Annotated in this window: 11 protein-coding genes and 2 pseudogenes; 8 read left to right on the top strand and 5 right to left on the bottom strand. The window is 64.6% G+C overall.

The features are described 5' to 3' along the window. Positions 1-26 precede the first annotated feature (26 nt). Positions 27-1,100 (top strand): ABC transporter substrate-binding protein, encoded by a 1,074-nt coding sequence (locus PSUB009319_RS17285; protein WP_124383426.1) that lies wholly within the window; start codon positions 27-29, stop codon positions 1,098-1,100. 60 nt (positions 1,101-1,160) lie between these two features. Beyond that, entirely contained in the window at positions 1,161-2,693 is a 1,533-nt protein-coding gene (locus PSUB009319_RS17280; RefSeq protein ID WP_124383425.1) for an aldehyde dehydrogenase family protein, read from the top strand. Positions 2,694-2,766: 73 nt separating this feature from the next. On the opposite strand, the gene PSUB009319_RS17275 is transcribed toward PSUB009319_RS17280, so the two are convergent. Then, positions 2,767-4,032, bottom strand: a complete 1,266-nt coding sequence (locus PSUB009319_RS17275; RefSeq protein WP_124383424.1) for a serine hydrolase — start codon at positions 4,030-4,032, stop codon at positions 2,767-2,769. 183 nt (positions 4,033-4,215) lie between these two features. Here PSUB009319_RS17275 and PSUB009319_RS17270 point away from each other — a divergent pair, with 183 nt between their 5' ends. Next, positions 4,216-5,133, top strand: coding sequence for a LysR family transcriptional regulator (locus tag PSUB009319_RS17270; RefSeq protein ID WP_124383423.1), 918 nt, complete (start codon positions 4,216-4,218; stop codon positions 5,131-5,133). 232 nt (positions 5,134-5,365) lie between these two features. On the opposite strand, the gene PSUB009319_RS17265 is transcribed toward PSUB009319_RS17270, so the two are convergent. Next, positions 5,366-6,436: a nitronate monooxygenase family protein gene (locus PSUB009319_RS17265; RefSeq protein WP_124383422.1), complete on the bottom strand. Its 1,071-nt coding sequence runs from the start codon at positions 6,434-6,436 to the stop codon at positions 5,366-5,368. Between the two features lie 158 nt (positions 6,437-6,594). Between PSUB009319_RS17265 and PSUB009319_RS17260 the strand changes: the two genes are divergently transcribed. Continuing rightward, positions 6,595-7,179 carry an ABATE domain-containing protein gene (locus PSUB009319_RS17260; RefSeq protein ID WP_124383421.1) on the top strand — a complete coding sequence of 195 codons (585 nt, stop codon included), beginning with the start codon at positions 6,595-6,597 and terminating at the stop codon, positions 7,177-7,179. Position 7,180: 1 nt separating this feature from the next. Here PSUB009319_RS17260 and katE read toward each other — a convergent pair whose 3' ends face one another. Further along, entirely contained in the window at positions 7,181-9,301 is a 2,121-nt protein-coding gene (katE, locus tag PSUB009319_RS17255) for a catalase HPII (RefSeq protein ID WP_124383420.1), read from the bottom strand. A 179-nt stretch (positions 9,302-9,480) separates the two neighbouring features. Between katE and PSUB009319_RS17250 the strand changes: the two genes are divergently transcribed. Further along, a complete protein-coding gene (locus tag PSUB009319_RS17250) occupies positions 9,481-10,245 on the top strand; it encodes an SDR family NAD(P)-dependent oxidoreductase (protein ID WP_124383419.1) in 765 nt (254 codons plus the stop codon). A gap of 107 nt (positions 10,246-10,352) precedes the next feature. Here the strand turns inward: PSUB009319_RS17250 and PSUB009319_RS17245 are convergent, their stop codons facing one another. Beyond that, on the bottom strand, positions 10,353-11,900 hold the full coding sequence (locus PSUB009319_RS17245) for a methyl-accepting chemotaxis protein (protein ID WP_124383418.1): 1,548 nt from the start codon (positions 11,898-11,900) through the stop codon (positions 10,353-10,355). 285 nt (positions 11,901-12,185) lie between these two features. After that, the gene (locus PSUB009319_RS17240; protein ID WP_124383417.1) at positions 12,186-13,592 is read right to left on the bottom strand and encodes an alkaline phosphatase family protein; all 1,407 of its coding nucleotides are present in this window, start codon (positions 13,590-13,592) and stop codon (positions 12,186-12,188) included. Positions 13,593-13,691: 99 nt separating this feature from the next. Here PSUB009319_RS17240 and PSUB009319_RS17235 point away from each other — a divergent pair. The 3 genes and pseudogenes from PSUB009319_RS17235 to PSUB009319_RS17225 form a co-directional block, all read left to right on the top strand. Further along, positions 13,692-14,102 (top strand): annotated as a pseudogene (locus tag PSUB009319_RS17235) (helix-turn-helix domain-containing protein); the annotation flags it as partial. Positions 14,103-14,146: 44 nt separating this feature from the next. Next, the gene (locus PSUB009319_RS17230) at positions 14,147-14,824 is read left to right on the top strand and encodes a glutathione S-transferase (RefSeq protein ID WP_374704210.1); all 678 of its coding nucleotides are present in this window, start codon (positions 14,147-14,149) and stop codon (positions 14,822-14,824) included. Positions 14,825-14,855: 31 nt separating this feature from the next. Then, positions 14,856-15,062, top strand: a pseudogene (locus tag PSUB009319_RS17225) (SAM-dependent methyltransferase); the annotation flags it as partial. Between the last annotated feature and the right edge of the window lie 19 nt (positions 15,063-15,081).

Here is a 15,081-nt window from a genome sequence, read left to right as displayed (position 1 = left end):
TGCACTTGATGCCACAGGAGACCACCATGCTTGCAAAACACGCACCCACGTCATTCACGTCCTTCATTGCAGCGGCTGCCGGTGCCGCACTGCTCGCCGCCGGCGCTGCCGGCACGGCCCACGCGCAAACCAAGACGCTGTACATCGGCATGAACGGCGGCAACATGGAACGCACGTACACGCAGTTCGTGTTCCCGCCGTTTGAGAAAGCCAACAACGTCAAGGTTGTCGTCGTGCCCGGCACCTCGACCGATATCCTCGCCAAGGCCCAGGCCACCAAAGGCCAAGCGCAGATGCACGTGATGACGCTGGACGACGGGGTCATGTTCCGCGCCATCGGCATGGGGCTGTGCGAAAAGCTCAAGCCTTCGGCCAACCTGTCGGCCGTGCCCGCCATTGCCCGCCTCAAGGGCGACTACGCGGTGGGCCTGTCGATGGGGCTGACGGGCCTGGCCTACAGCACCAAGATCTTTGCCGACAAGAGCTGGGCGCCGCCCACGTCGTGGGGGGACCTGGCCGACCCGAAATACAAGGGCAAGGTGGTCGTGCAATCCATGCCGGCATCGTCGTTCGGGCTGGACGCCTTCCTGATGTTCAACCGGCTCAAGGGCGGCACGGAAAAGAACGTCGAGCCCGCCTTCAAGGCATGGCCCACCACCATCGGCCCGAACGTGGTCGAGTACATCCCCAACTCATCGAAGGTGGTGGAGATGATGCAGGCGGGTGATGCGGCGCTGTTCCCCTACACGCTCACGCAGGTGGAGCTGATGAAGTCCAAGGGCATCCCCATGGAGTTCGTCGCGCCCAAGGAAGGCGCGGTCGTTCTGCTGACCGCGCAGTGCGTGCTGGCCAACAACCCGGATGCCGATCTGGCGCAGAAGCTGGCGGACTACCTGATCAGCCCCGAGGCACAGGCGCTCGCCATGGAAAACGGCTCCTACAATCCAGTCAACCCCAAGGCCTCGCTCAAGGGCAAGGCGGCAGAAGAGCAGAACAAGATGAACAACATCCTCAAGACGGCCGTTGCGCTGGACTGGGACGTGATCAACGCCGAGCGCCCCGAGTGGAGCAAGCGCTGGAACCGCACGGTCGAGCGTTGAGCGCCACCGCAATGCAACCGCTTTTCGATTGAACACGAGAGAACAGCAAGGATTCGCGCCATGTCAGATTCCCGAACACGATTGCAGACAGTGCTGAACGCCCTGGGCCTCGATCTGAAGGCCTACGAAGGTACGGACTGGACGAGCCGCGCCCCGCGCGACGGGGCGGTATTGGCGACCGTGAAATCGCATACCGCCAGCCAGACAGCGGCGGCGATCCAGAACGCACATCAGGCGTATCTGGCATGGCGCAGCGTACCGGCACCGGTGCGCGGCGAGCTGGTGCGCCGCTTGGGCGAAGTGCTGCGCACGCATAAGGCGGCACTGGGCGAACTGGTGTCGCTGGAGGCGGGCAAGATCACTTCCGAGGGCCTGGGGGAAGTCCAGGAGATGATCGACATCTGCGACTTTGCCGTCGGCCTGTCGCGCCAACTTCACGGCCTGACCATTGCCAGCGAGCGGCCGGGGCATCGCATGATGGAAACCTGGCATCCGATGGGGGTGGTGGGCATCATCTCGGCGTTCAATTTTCCGGTGGCGGTGTGGTCGTGGAATGCGGCACTGGCGCTGGTTTGCGGCAACGCCATCGTGTGGAAACCGTCGGAGAAAACGCCGCTCACCGCCATTGCATGCCAGCACCTGATACAGCAGGTGTTGGATACGTTCAATGCGCAGACGCCGGGCGCGATTCCCGCAGGGTTGAGCCAACTGCTGATTGGCGGGCGCGATGTGGGCGAAGCGCTGGTCGCCAGCCACCTGGTGCCGGTTGTCAGCGCCACGGGCTCAACCCGCATGGGCCGTCAGGTGGGCGTGAAGGTGGCGGAACGCTTTGGCCGTTCGATTCTGGAACTGGGCGGCAACAACGCGATGATCGTCACGCCCTCGGCTGATCTCGAACTGGCGGCCCGCGCCATCACCTTTGCCGCCGTTGGCACGGCTGGCCAGCGCTGCACGTCGTTGCGCCGCCTGATCGTGCATCGCTCGGTGGCCGGCACGCTCCTCGGCCGCCTGGAAAATATCTACCAGAGCATTGCCATTGGCGACCCGCTGGCCGAGGGCACGCTCGTCGGCCCGCTGATCGACCGGGCCGCTTTCGACGGCATGCAAGAGGCGCTGGCACAGGCGCGTGCCGAAGGCGCCGAAGTCCTGGGCGGCGAGCGCGTTCGCGAAGACCAGGGCGCGGATGCCTGGTACGTGCGCCCCGCGCTGGTCAAAATGCCGAAGCCGACGAAGGTGATGGAGCGCGAGACCTTCGCGCCCATTCTCTATGTCGTGACGTACGAAGGCGACACCAACGAGGCCATCGCCATACAGAACGGCGTGCCGCAGGGCCTGTCGTCGGCCATCTTTACTGCCAGCCTGAGCGATGCCGAGCGCTTCATGTCGTCGGCGGGCAGTGACTGCGGCATCGCCAACGTCAACATCGGCACCTCGGGCGCCGAGATCGGGGGCGCATTCGGCGGCGAGAAGGAAACCGGCGGCGGCCGGGAGTCTGGCTCGGACGCATGGAAGGGCTACATGCGCCGTGCCACCAACACCGTCAACTACGGCGGCGCGCTGCCGCTTGCGCAAGGCGTTCGGTTTGACGTTTGATCAGCGGTTGATCAGCGGTTGATCAATGTGCCGTCATCAGGCGGCGGTGTGGAATGCACCGCCGCCCTGACGCTCAACGCGCGGCGCCACCCATTTCGGTGATCGCGCTGTAGACCAGCGTGCGCAACTGCCGCCGCACCGGGTAAGCGGACGAGGGCAGAACTTGCGTCAGGAACAGGCCGATCAGGTCTTCCTGAGGGTCCACCCAAAAGAAGGTGCCCGCCGCGCCGCCCCAGAAGAAATCGCCCGTGCTGCCGGGAATCAACGTGGCCGGCGGCGCGATGGTGGTGGCAAAGCCGAGCCCAAACCCAACGCCGTCATAGGCCGCCTCGCTGAACATCGAAGGCGGCGACAGGCTCGACATGTCGGCCCCGCCCGGCAGATGGTTGGCCGTCATCAGCGCCAGCGTCTTCGGCCCCAACAGGCGCACGCCATCCAGCTCACCGCCTTGCAGCAGCATGCGCGAAAAGCGCAGGTAGTCCGCCGCGGTGGAAATCAAACCGCCGCCACCGGAAACAAAGCTGGGCGGTTTGAGATAGGGGCTGGTGCACGGATCGTCCTGCAAGACCGGCCCGCGCTCGGACACCGCCTTCGAGCCGAGCGACCCGACGGCATAGCACGCGCAGAGGCGCGACGCCTTCTCTTGCGGCACATGGAAGGCCGTATCGACCATGCCCAGCGGATCAAAAATCCGCGCCTTCAGGAACGTCTCGAACGGGATGCCGCTGATCTTGCCGACCAGGTAGCCCAGCACGTCGGTGGCAACGGAGTAGTTCCACGCCTCCCCCGGCGAGAACTCCAGCGGCACGCCGGCCAGCTTTTCGATCATCTCGTCGAGCGTGCCATCGGTGGCAACGTCTCCAAGTTTCAGCCGCCGGTACGCCGCATCGACATTGGTGTTCTGGTGAAAGCCATAGGTCAGGCCGGAGGTGTGGCGCAGCAGATCGACCATGCGCATCGGGCGCGTGACAGGGCGCGTCTGGAAGCCCTCCATAAAGCCACCCGCATGCACGCCCAGGTGTTCCCATGCGGGGATGTACTTGCTGACCGGATCATCCAGCGCAACTTTGCACTCTTCCACCAGCATCATGAACGCCACCGACGTGATCGGCTTGGTCATCGAGTAGATGCGGAAGATCGAGTCCTCGGCCAGCGGCACCTGACGCTCGCGGTCGGCCAGGCCCAGCACGGCGTTCAAGGCCAGTTCACCGCGCCGCCACACCTGGACGAGCGCGCCGGGCAGCTTGCCGGTCGCAATGTAGGCGTCGTCGATGAAGCGTTCGACCCGCTCGAGCCGATCGCGGGACATCCCCAGCGTTTGCATGCCTTGCCTGTCCATGCCCTCTCCTTGCATTGGTGCCCGCACCGGTGGCGCGGGCCTGCCAGATTCCGATCCGGCCTGCGTGCTATTGCCAGCCGCGCCGATCCGCCCTGCGACACTGTACAGCGCCGATTGTGGCCTGCAACAGTGCGCGGCCCGCGCCTATGCTTCAATGCGGTTCGACCGCAACCTCGCCTCACCATGAAGCGCCTTGACGACCTGTATCTCTTCACGCGCGTGGTGCAAGCCGGCGGCTTTTCCGCCGCCGAGCGGGCCACGGGCATTCCCAAGTCACGCCTGAGCCGGCGCATTGCCGAGCTGGAGTTGCAGCTCGGCACGCGCCTGCTGCAGCGCTCCAGCCATCGCGTATCCGTCACGCCCGTGGGCGAAGCGGTGTACCGGCATGCACGTGACATGGCCGATGCGTCGGCGGCCATCGAAGCGCTGGCCGGTGCGGCACGCAGCGAACCGGCGGGCGTGCTGCGCGTCGGCACATCGCCTTTGCTGGCCGAAACGCTGGTGGCCGGTTGGCTGGCCGAGTTTGCGGATGCGCATCCGAAGCTGCGCATCGAGCTGGACCTGTCCAACGCCTACACCGATCTGATCGAGCAGCGCATTGACGTGGCGATCCGCGCGGCCACGGGGCCGTTGCCCTCGCGCGATGTGGTGGCACGGCATCTGGCTGTCTCGCCGCGTGTGCTGGTGGCCAGCCCCACGTTGATCGCAAGGGTGGGCGAGCCTGACACGCCCGCCGCGCTGGAAGACTTTCCGTGCCTGGGCCAAGGCTCGCTCACGCGCAGCCGGGATTGGGCGCTGCAGGATGCGCGCGGCCACCGGCTGACGCTGCCGATTCGCCCGCGCTTTGCCAGCGACAACATCATCGCCCTGCGTGAAGCCGCCATCGCAGGGCTCGGCCTTGCCATCCTGCCGCAGCATTGCTGTCATGCGGCGCTTGTCGATGGCCGCTTACGTACTGTGCTGTCAGGCTGGACGGCTGAGCCGGCCGACTTGCACGCGCTGTATCCATCGCGCGCGGGCGTGCCACCTTCGGTCAAAGCCCTGGTGACATTCCTGCGCGAGCGCTTTGCCGCCGAAACCACCATGCAGCCGCCGGCCTGAACGGAAACGACGCGTTACCTCACCACGTGATCGCGGTGGCGCACGGCGGTGGGGCGTTCATGGCAAGGCGCCGGGTGGTTTCAGGAAACAGCAGTGGCACCATGGAAACTATTGAATCCATGTTTTTCGAGTTACATGAAATTTTCCCATTGCCCACATTCCGATCCGGGATGCCAGACAAAACGGGCACGCCGTCTGGCGTGCCCGCGCGGGATGGATGCAGCAGAAAAACTCAGGTGAGCCGTTCAAGCGCCTGCGCGGCAATGCGGTGTGTGATGGCTTCCGCAGAGTCTTCCGTGGCCAGTTGGGCTGCCTGGCCCGACCACAGGTTGATGAAGTCGCCCGAGCCGGTCGGTTCCGTCTTGGCACGCAGCGGGGCCAGCGCCCCACCGGCTGTCGGAAAGGCCGGCGCGAACGTGCTCATCGGACCAATCTCACGCATCAGCCGGTTGACGATGCCGCGCGCCGGGCGGCCGGTGAACAGGTTGGTGAGGGCGGTGTCGGCATCCGTTGCCCGCTTGAGCGCCGCGCGATGGATGGCCGACGTCTTGGCCTCCGGAGACAGCATGTAAGCCGTGCCGATCTGCGCTGCCGATGCACCCAGCGCCAACGCCGCCACCACGCCACGCGCATCGCCGATACCGCCTGCGGCAATGATGGGCACCTTGACCGCATCGGCCACCTGCGGCACCAGCGCAAATGTGCCGACCTGCGATTCGATGGTCTTGGCGAGGAACATGCCGCGATGCCCGCCCGCCTCGTTGCCCATGGCGATGATGGCATCCACACCGCGCGCTTGCAGCCAGCGCGCCTCTTCCACGGTCGTGGCGGCTGAGATGATCTTTGCGCCCGTGGCCTTCACGCGCGCCTGCAACTCGAGCGACGGCAGACCGAAGTGAAAGCTCACCACCTCGGGCTTGAGTTCCTCGACCAGCGCGCAGGTGGCTGCGTCGAACGGCGCGCGATTGACTGCGGGCGCCTGCGCATCCGGATCGATGCCGAACTCTGCGTAATACGGCGCCAGATGCGCACGCCATTTGGCGTCGCGCTCGGGGTCAGGCTGCGGTGGCGTGTGGCAGAAGAAGTTCAGATTGATGGGGCCGCGCACAGCGGCACGAAACTGCGCGACCTGCTGGCGGATCTGCTCGTGGCTCAGCATCGCACAGGGCAGCGAGCCGAGGCCGCCGCCACGCGCCACGGCAATCGCCAGTTCCACACCGGCCACACCAGCCATTGGCCCCAACACAATGGGCACCTCGATATTGAACAACGTCAGCACGCGTGCATCGGGCCAAGCGCTCATGAGCCTCTCCGGCAAATTACTGGAATGCCACATGGTAATGCGGCGGCCTTCTCAACGAATCGAGCCGTTAAAAGACGCACGCAGGCGCACGCACAAGGTAACTGGAATAGATCATCTACGTGGTTACAATTGCGCCGTCGGTTTTCCTGCAAAGCACCATGACTACGCCCACTGCCGCCTCCCCCGATGTGCCCGCGCTGATCGCAGACGATCCAGTGCTGGACATGCTCAACACGGCGGCGAACGTCAACGGCCAGCGGCACGATTTCTGGCAGACCGACAACGATGTCTCCGATTGGCTGGTGCGCGCCGGCTGGCTGGCTGGGCCGGTGGCGGGCCGCTATGCGCCCGGCGTGCTGCTTGCGGTGGCGCGGCACTTGCGCGAGGTGATTCGCACATTGGTAGAGGCGCGCAAGACGGGCCGCGCGGCCAGCGCCGATGCGCTCAACGTGTTTCTGCGGCAAGCGCCAAGTCATCCGGTGCTGGTGTGGGAAAACGGCATGCCGCGCGTCGAACGCGTGCGCCCAGCCGATTCAGTCGAGCAATGTCTCGCCCCACTGGCGGAAGCCGCCGCACACCTGCTGGCCGAAGGCGACTTCCAGCTCGTGCGCGTATGCGAACACGCCGAATGCACGCTGTGGTTCTACGACCGCACCAAATCGCACAAGCGCCGCTGGTGCAGCATGGCGGTCTGCGGCAATCGGCACAAGGTGGCCGAGTACCGCAAACGCCAGCAGGGCTGAATCAGGCCGGCACTGACGCCGCCATCGGGCGGCGCGACCATACCCGGTGCTGCTCCACTGCATCGGTAAAGGCCTTGAGGACGCTGTCGAGCGCGCTGTCCTCGCCCGTGGCAATCCCGTCCGCCGGGTCAGGCAGGTGCGCGGCACGCAACAGTTCGCGCCCGTGCCCCACGGCACCGATCGCCTTCAGGTGCTTGAAGGCTTCCAGAACGAAATGGCGCGCATCGCCATCTGCGGACAGCGTCTTCACAGACGGCTCGCCCGAAATGACGAACACCGCATCGAACATGATCGACGGCAAACCGGCGATGGTCGCATCGGGCATGACATCGCCAATGGCCGCCAGCGTGGGCGCGATCACCTGCGGCACACCACCCGCCTTGGCCAGCGCATCGCGCACCTGCTTGAGCGCTGCCACATCGGCGCCGGGTGCGGCCAGCAGCGCGATCTTGCGCGTCTTGATACCGGGCTTCACGCGGTTGAGCAGGCTCAATGCAGGCGATTGCCCGGGCTGCGGCTTCCCCGGCTGGCTGGCTTTTGTGGGCGCGGGCAGCCCCAGGCTTTCGGCAACCTTCGCGGCCAATCCCAGATCGATGTTGGCAAGAATCTCGTTGACGGTGCGCTTGCGGATATCAGGCTGCGTCACCTTGCCGAGTTCAAACGTATAGGCCGCGGCGATGTGCTCTTTCTCGACATCCGACATGCTGTTGTAGAACAGCGTGGCCTGCGAGAAATGGTCAGAAAACGACGGGCTGCGCGCACGCACCTTCACGCCATCCATGCGTTCCTGATAGCTCTCGAAGCCGCCGTCGTGCGGGCCGGGCGGTGTTTCCTTCGGCCAGTCGCCATCCACCGAGTTGGGTTGGTAGGAAGCCTGCCCTACGTTGATCGTCGTGCGATGCATCGCATCTCGCTGGTTGTTGTGAAACGGGCAGAGCGGCCGGTTGATCGGCAACTCGTGAAAGTTCGGGCCGCCCAGCCGGCTGATCTGCGTATCGGTGTACGAGAACAGCCGCCCCTGCAGCAGCGGGTCGTTCGAAAAATCGATACCCGGCACGATGTGCCCCGGATGAAAGGCCACCTGCTCGGTCTCGGCAAAGAAGTTGTCGGGGTTGCGGTTGAGCGTGAGTTTGCCGATGATCCGCACCGGTACCACCTCTTCGGGGATCAGCTTGGTCGGGTCCAGCAAGTCGAAGGCAAAGGCGTGCTCGTCGGCTTCTTCGATGATCTGCACGCCAAGTTCGAACTCGGGATAGTCGCCACGCTCGATGGCTTCCCAGAGGTCGCGGCGGTGGAAATCCGGATCTTTTCCGGCCAGCTTCTGCGCTTCGTCCCATAGCAGCGAGTACGAGCCCAGCACCGGGCGCCAGTGGAACTTCACGAAGCGCACGCGCCCTTCGGCGTTGACGAAGCGGAAGGTGTGCACACCAAAACCCTCCATGGTGCGCAGACTGCGCGGGATGGCGCGATCAGACATCGTCCAGAGCACCATGTGGGCGCTCTCTGGCTGCAAGGAGGTGAAATCCCAGAACGTGTCGTGGGCAGAACCGCCGGTGGGCATCTCGTTGGGCGCCTCGGGCTTCACGGCATGCACGAAATCCGGAAACTTGATTGCATCCTGAATGAAGAACACGGGCATGTTGTTGCCCACCAGATCAAAATTGCCTTCCTGCGTATAGAACTTGACGGCAAACCCGCGCACGTCGCGCACCGTGTCGGCAGAACCGCGCGGGCCCTGCACGGTGGAGAAGCGCACATAGACCGGCGTCGTGTGTGATGGGTCCTGCAGAAAGTCTGCCTTGGTCAGCTCCGCCATCGATTCATAGACCTGGAATACACCGTGCGCCGCCGAGCCGCGCGCGTGCACGATGCGCTCCGGAATTCGCTCGTGATCGAAATGCGTGATCTTCTCGCGCAGGATGAAGTCTTCGAGCAACGACGGGCCGCGCACACCGGCACGCAGCGAGTTCTTGTCGTCGGCGACCTTCACACCCTGGTTTGTGCGCAGCGCCTCGCCCTGCGGGCGGGCACGAAACGGTTCGAGACTGTGCGACTTGGCGTCCGATGTGGCGTCAAGCGGTGTGGCCGGGCGCTTGGCCCCTTTCTTCTCCTGCGTTGCCATGGGAACTCCTGTGAGGGAACCCGCATGGGTCCAGCAAAAAGCAGACCGCGCCCTTTGCGCTGCGCTTTCGGTGTGTTCGTTCCATGGTTGCAACGCCGCGTCGCGCTGACGCACGCTGCGCGCACATGCATCGCTTCGTAACCTGTGTCTGCCGAAACATCGCCCTTCAGGAGAACCGCATGACGCACCCCGCATCCACGCTCACACAACGCCTGGCAGGCCGCACGGCCATCGTCACCGGCGGCTCGCGCGGCATTGGCGCCGCCGTGGCGCACCGACTGGCCGCAGACGGGGCCCGTGTAGCCGTGGTCTATCGCAGCAACGCGGCTGAAGCCGACGCCGTGGTCCGCTCCATCTGCGGCACCGGCGCGGCAGCCATTGCTGTGCAAGCCGACGTGAGTGACGCGCCCTCCGTCGACGCCATGGTCGCCACCGTGCGCGAAGCCTTCGGCGCCATCGACGTCCTCGTCAACAACGCGGGCATTCTGGAGAGCCAGCCGGTGGGCAGCATCGATCTGGCATCGTTCGACGCGCAATTGCGCACCAATGCCTTCTCGACGATTCTGGTAACGCAAGCTGTGCTGCCGCATATGCCGGCGCGCGGCGGGCACATCGTGAACGTATCGTCGAGCCTGGTGTACCGGCCACGCGCGGGGCTGTCGGTCTATGCGGCAAGCAAGGCCGCCGTTGGCGCCCTCACCCATGCGTTTGCGGTGGAACTCGGCCCGCGCAATATCACCGTCAACGCCGTGGCACCGGCACTCACACGCACCGACATGACCGCGCCGATTCCCGATGAGGTGAAGGCCCGCATGCGTGAATCAACGCCAATGGGCCGTCTGGCCGAGCCCGATGACATTGCCGACGCCGTCGCTTTCCTGGCCTCGGATGACGCGCGCTGGATCACCGGCCGCACGCTCAAGACGGACGGCGGATTCATTTAAGAACCCGCCCCATTTGATCGACCCCAGCCATGGCGCCAACCGGGCGGGCACTGGCGCCTTGAATTTTTATTGCGGCGGCAACCCGTCAGATGTGGTGCGTTACATCGTTACATCGCCACGCGGAACACCGCCACGGCGCGGCGCAGTTCGTCCGCCTGCTCTTCCAGCGCTTGCGCGGCGGCAGCGGCCTGTTCGACCAGCGCGGCGTTCTGCTGCGTCACGTCATCCATCTGCGTAACGGCTTCGTTGATCTGCTCAATGCCGGTGCTTTGCTCGGCCGAGCCCGCACTGATCTCGCCCATGATGTCGGTCACACGCTTGACGGCCACGACGATCTCTTCCATCGTCTTGCCGGCACGCGCCACCAGCGTCGAGCCCGATTCCACACGCGTGGCCGAGTCCTCGATCAGCGATTTGATTTCCTTCGCGGCACCCGCGCTGCGCTGCGCCAGCGTGCGCACCTCACCCGCCACCACGGCAAAGCCGCGGCCCTGTTCACCGGCACGCGCGGCTTCCACCGCGGCATTGAGCGCCAGGATGTTGGTCTGAAACGCGATGCCCTCAATCACGGCGATGATGTCAGTGATCTTGCGCGACGATTCGCTGATCTCGCCCATGGTTGTCACCACATCCTGCACCACGGCACCGCCTTGCACGGCGATCTCAGAGGCGTTTACCGCCAGCGTGCTCGCCTGACGTGCGTTGTCGGCGTTCTGCTTCACGATGCTCGTGAGTTCTTCCATGCTCGACGCGGTTTCCTCCAGCGAGCTGGCCTGCTCTTCCGTGCGTTGCGAGAGGTTGGTGTTGCCCGCCGCGATCTGCTGCGTGGCCGAAGCGATCGACTCGCTGCCGCGGCGCACTGTCACCACGGTCTCCTTCAGCTTGGCCTGCATCTGCTGCAAGCCTTCCATCAGCAAGCCCATCTCGTCACGCGAGTCAATGCGCACATCGGTTGTCAGGTTGCCGGCGGCAATCTCGTGGAAGTGCACCAGCATGGCTTCCAGCGGCCGCGAAATGGCACGCGAGAGCACCAGATAGCACCCGGCGGCCAGCGCCACGCCCACGGCAATCACGATGACGAACGCCCACACCAGAGCGTCGAAGAACGACTGCGCCTTGTTGTAGGCCAACGCAGCAACCTCCGCTTGAATGGCGCTCAGGCGATCGACCTTAATGGCGTATGGCACGAACAGTTCGTACAGCTTGTCGAGCACCAGCGGGCGCGCGCTTGCGTAGTCGTGGCGATCGAACGCTGCCAGAGCGGGTTTCAAGCCGTCATTGAAGAACGCATCGCGCAGGCGCTTGGCTTCTCCGGCAACGCCCTCTTCTTCCGGTGTGGCGAACGGCAGCGCGTTGTATGCCTTCCAACCATCGTCACTTGCCTTGACCTGCTCGCGGGCTGCCTTTACCAGATCGGCGATCTTGGCGTCATCCGTTTCATAGACGGCACGATCCAGCGCCGTGCGCACCTGCACCAGCCGCGAAACAGCCTGGCCCAGCGCCCGCGTGGACGCGAGCTGGTTCGCATAGGTTTCCTTGAGCGCCGCATTGGAGCGCATGTTGCTGTACAGGCCCAGCGCGCCAACGCCTGTCAGGAATACAGCGAGAACAAACAGCACCAGCGCGAGCCGGGCCTTGATGGAAAGCGTCTTCATATCTGCCGTGTACTTCTCAATGAAATGTGATCGTTTGCCGGGTGCTCGAGAAGGCATCGATATGAGCAAAATTAACGACAGATTCATAACGATCTTTAACCACTGTAAAGACACGATCACAATCTCCCTTCCCGCGGAAAGCCTTACGGGGAGCCAGTTCTCACAAATCAGCAGATCAAAATTGCGTTCTGATCATGAATGCGTTGGACAGGGGCACGCCACGCACCGTGATGGGCCGGAAGGCGCAGATCACCACGGGCGAGCGCTGAAGAGATGCGTACATGGTCATTGCCCCGCGTGCGGCAAATCCATGGACGCGAGCACGTCCTTGATGTGCTGCGCCGCCTGCTGGGCGTTCTGCGCTGCGGGCACCGGCGGTTGCTGATCGGTCGACAGGTTGCGCACGTGGTCATCAATGCTGATGCCGGTGCCTAGCGGCGCGAGCATCGCCGCCGATTCATGCATGGCCCATTGAAAGTCGTTGAGCGGTGCGTTGCGTGCGGCCTGCAAGCCGGCCGGGTCTGCAGCCATGGCGCGGGCGACGACGGGCTCGCGGTTGTCGTCGGGTGCGCTCAGCTCCAGCACCCGGCCAAGATCAGGCGCGCTCGCATCGCGGGCGGTGAGCGGCGTCTGGATGTTGTAGCGCACGCGCAGCGTCTTGATGATGGCGGTGTGGTCATACGGCTGTGCCACGGTCGAGCGGAAGATCGTGCCCTTGGGAATCCAGGGCGAGACAACCACTGCCGGCACGCGCACGCCCAACCGGTCGAATGCGAAGAGCTGCCCCGGTTGGGGCGGGCTGGGCGGCACCACCGCGGGCGGCGGTACGTGATCGAAGCAGCCGCCGTGCTCGTCAAAGGTGATGATGAGCATCGTCTGATGCCACTGCGGTGAGCTGCGCAGCGCGTTGTACACCCGTGCGACCAGCGCATCGCCGTAGCCGACATCGTGCGGCGGATGCATGTCGTTGGGCCAATCCAGATCGGCAAAGTAGCGGGGCTCGATAAAACTGTACGAGGGCAGCTTGCCGCTGGACGCGTCGTCCAAAAAATCGTCGAACAGGTGGAAGTGGTCAAGATGCAGCCACAGCCGCGTAAGCGTGAGCGACTGCGCGAAGTCGTGGTAGTAGACCGCCCAATCGTCTGGCACCACGCCGTCGAGCACGTTGAACAGCGTTGGCATCAAGTACGGAAAGTGCACCGGCGAATTGTTTGGATAACCGTGCGCGGTGCCGGTGTGCACGAAGAAGCGGTTGGGCCACGTCTGACACGGCGCGGAGGCAAACCACGCGTCGGACACGGCGTAGTTGCGCGCCAGTGTGCTGAGCGCGGGCACCTGGTCCGATGTGAAAACGTGCATGATGTCGCGCGGGTCGCCGCCGTTCTTTGCGTAGTTGGTAGTGAAACCCTGCATGGTGGGCGTTTGCCCCAGCGGCATCTGTTGGCCGAAGAGCTGCTGGTTGATGTCGGTGAACAGCTCGCCGGGGTCGGGGTTGGGCAACGTCATCACGTTGGGCGGCGCCGGGGTGCTCCACACGCGAATGGGTGCGCCACTGCCATCGGGGTTGGTCTCTTCACCGGAGAGACCATCAAACTCGGCGCTCTTTGAATACAGCGTGCCGAACAGGTTGTCGAACGACCGGTTTTCCAACATCAGCACGACCACGTGCTGGATTGCGCCCAAGCCTGCCATAGCGGCTCCCTCGTTTCGTTGTCTGGTTGTGCCGGTCACTATAGGAAGAAACGAGGGGATTGGCGCTGCGTCGCCCGAAGCAAGCCTATGAACGTACCGACGGCAGCACACGCTTGCACGGGCGCCGATCTGGCACTCGCACTCGTCGAAGAAGACCTGGGCGTCGAGGTGTGGCGCGCCGTGGCCCGCGAGCTGGTGGTCTATCACCGGCGCCAGTTCGACCGCGCCTTTGTTGCCGATACCGGCCAGATGCCAGCCAAGGCGATCGAAAAGCTCCGTGCCGAAATCGCCCGCCCGCAGGTGAAAGCGGGTGACGAATCGTTGGAGCAAGCCGCACGCGCCGTGGGCTTTGCCGACCCCGAACGCATGCGGCGCGCGTTCATCCGCGTGTTCGGGCAGCCACCGCAGTCGGTGCGGCGCTCGGGGGCGCTCGGGGACACTCGGGGGGCGCTCAGGACATGCCCGCCTGGTTGCGTAAGACGCACCACGCCGACGAATCCGTTACCCTGACGCGCTTGTACGCTGCATTCAATCCGCACCCGATGTCCAACCCGATGTCCGACCTGTTGTCCCACCACAACGCCCTGCCGCTGCTTTACAGCTATCGCCGCTGCCCCTACGCCATGCGCGCCCGCCTGGCGATGCTGCAGGCCAACCGGCGCTTCCAGACCTTTGAGATCGTCATGCGCGACAAGCCTGCCGCGTTGCTCGCACTGTCGCCCAAAGGCACGGTGCCGGTGTTGCTTCTGCCCGATGGCAACGTGCTGGAGGAAAGCCTGGACATCATGCGCTGGGCATTCGAGGCGCCGGATGCAGAAGGCTGGTGGCGCCGCGCCCAATCCGACGACAACCTCGCCCTGTTGCGCATCAACGATGGCGATTTCAAACGCCAGCTCGATCGCTATAAATACCCTGACCGCTACCCACACGAGGCCACGCCGCGCGAGACGGCCCGCACCCAGGCAATGGAAACCCTGTTGATGCCGCTGGAGTCACGCCTGCAGCATCAGCGGTATCTTGGCGGGCCAACGCCATGCGCGACCGACCTGGCCATCTTCCCGTTTGTGCGGCAGTTTGCGGCGGTGGCGCCGGAATGGTTTGCCAGCCAGCCGCTGCCGGCACTTCAGGCCTGGCTGGCCGGATGGCTGGGCAGCCACCTGTTCATGGTCTGCATGACGAGGCAACCCGTGCAGGCCATTGCCGTGTTTCCCGAGTATCAGCGTCTCGATTGATCGACTGATCCCCCCTGGAGGCGTGCCCGCGATGAGCGAACCACAGCATGCAGCACCCGAGAGCACCGCAGCGCGCGTCGCGTTGTGGCGTGCCTTGCATGTGCGCAACGATGCACCGCCGCACGTGCTGGAAGATGAGGTGGGCCTGAAGCTGCTTGCGCCCGACCCCGGCTGGCAACAGCCCGGCGACATGGACCCACAGTTCGCGCGGCCGTTCCGGGCGTCCATCGCTGGCCGGCCGGATGGCCTGTGCCCGC

Source organism: Ralstonia sp. SET104 (genome assembly GCF_003851545.1).
In the GTDB taxonomy this organism is placed as follows: Bacteria; Pseudomonadota; Gammaproteobacteria; order Burkholderiales; family Burkholderiaceae; genus Ralstonia.
Note: the sequence above shows the minus strand (reverse complement) of the source record. Positions and strands in the feature narration are given on the sequence as shown.

Bases quoted from the DNA above. Each gene is read 5' to 3' on its own strand.
- PSUB009319_RS17285 (WP_124383426.1), top strand. From the start codon at position 27: ATGCTTGCAAAACACGCACCCACGTCATTCACGTCCTTCATTGCAGCG.
- PSUB009319_RS17280 (WP_124383425.1), top strand. From the start codon at position 1,161: ATGTCAGATTCCCGAACACGATTGCAGACAGTGCTGAACGCCCTGGGC.
- PSUB009319_RS17275 (WP_124383424.1), bottom strand. From the start codon at position 4,032: ATGGACAGGCAAGGCATGCAAACGCTGGGGATGTCCCGCGATCGGCTC.
- PSUB009319_RS17270 (WP_124383423.1), top strand. From the start codon at position 4,216: ATGAAGCGCCTTGACGACCTGTATCTCTTCACGCGCGTGGTGCAAGCC.
- PSUB009319_RS17265 (WP_124383422.1), bottom strand. From the start codon at position 6,436: ATGAGCGCTTGGCCCGATGCACGCGTGCTGACGTTGTTCAATATCGAG.
- PSUB009319_RS17260 (WP_124383421.1), top strand. From the start codon at position 6,595: ATGACTACGCCCACTGCCGCCTCCCCCGATGTGCCCGCGCTGATCGCA.
- katE (WP_124383420.1), bottom strand. From the start codon at position 9,301: ATGGCAACGCAGGAGAAGAAAGGGGCCAAGCGCCCGGCCACACCGCTT.
- PSUB009319_RS17250 (WP_124383419.1), top strand. From the start codon at position 9,481: ATGACGCACCCCGCATCCACGCTCACACAACGCCTGGCAGGCCGCACG.
- PSUB009319_RS17245 (WP_124383418.1), bottom strand. From the start codon at position 11,900: ATGAAGACGCTTTCCATCAAGGCCCGGCTCGCGCTGGTGCTGTTTGTT.
- PSUB009319_RS17240 (WP_124383417.1), bottom strand. From the start codon at position 13,592: ATGGCAGGCTTGGGCGCAATCCAGCACGTGGTCGTGCTGATGTTGGAA.
- PSUB009319_RS17230 (WP_374704210.1), top strand. From the start codon at position 14,147: ATGTCCGACCTGTTGTCCCACCACAACGCCCTGCCGCTGCTTTACAGC.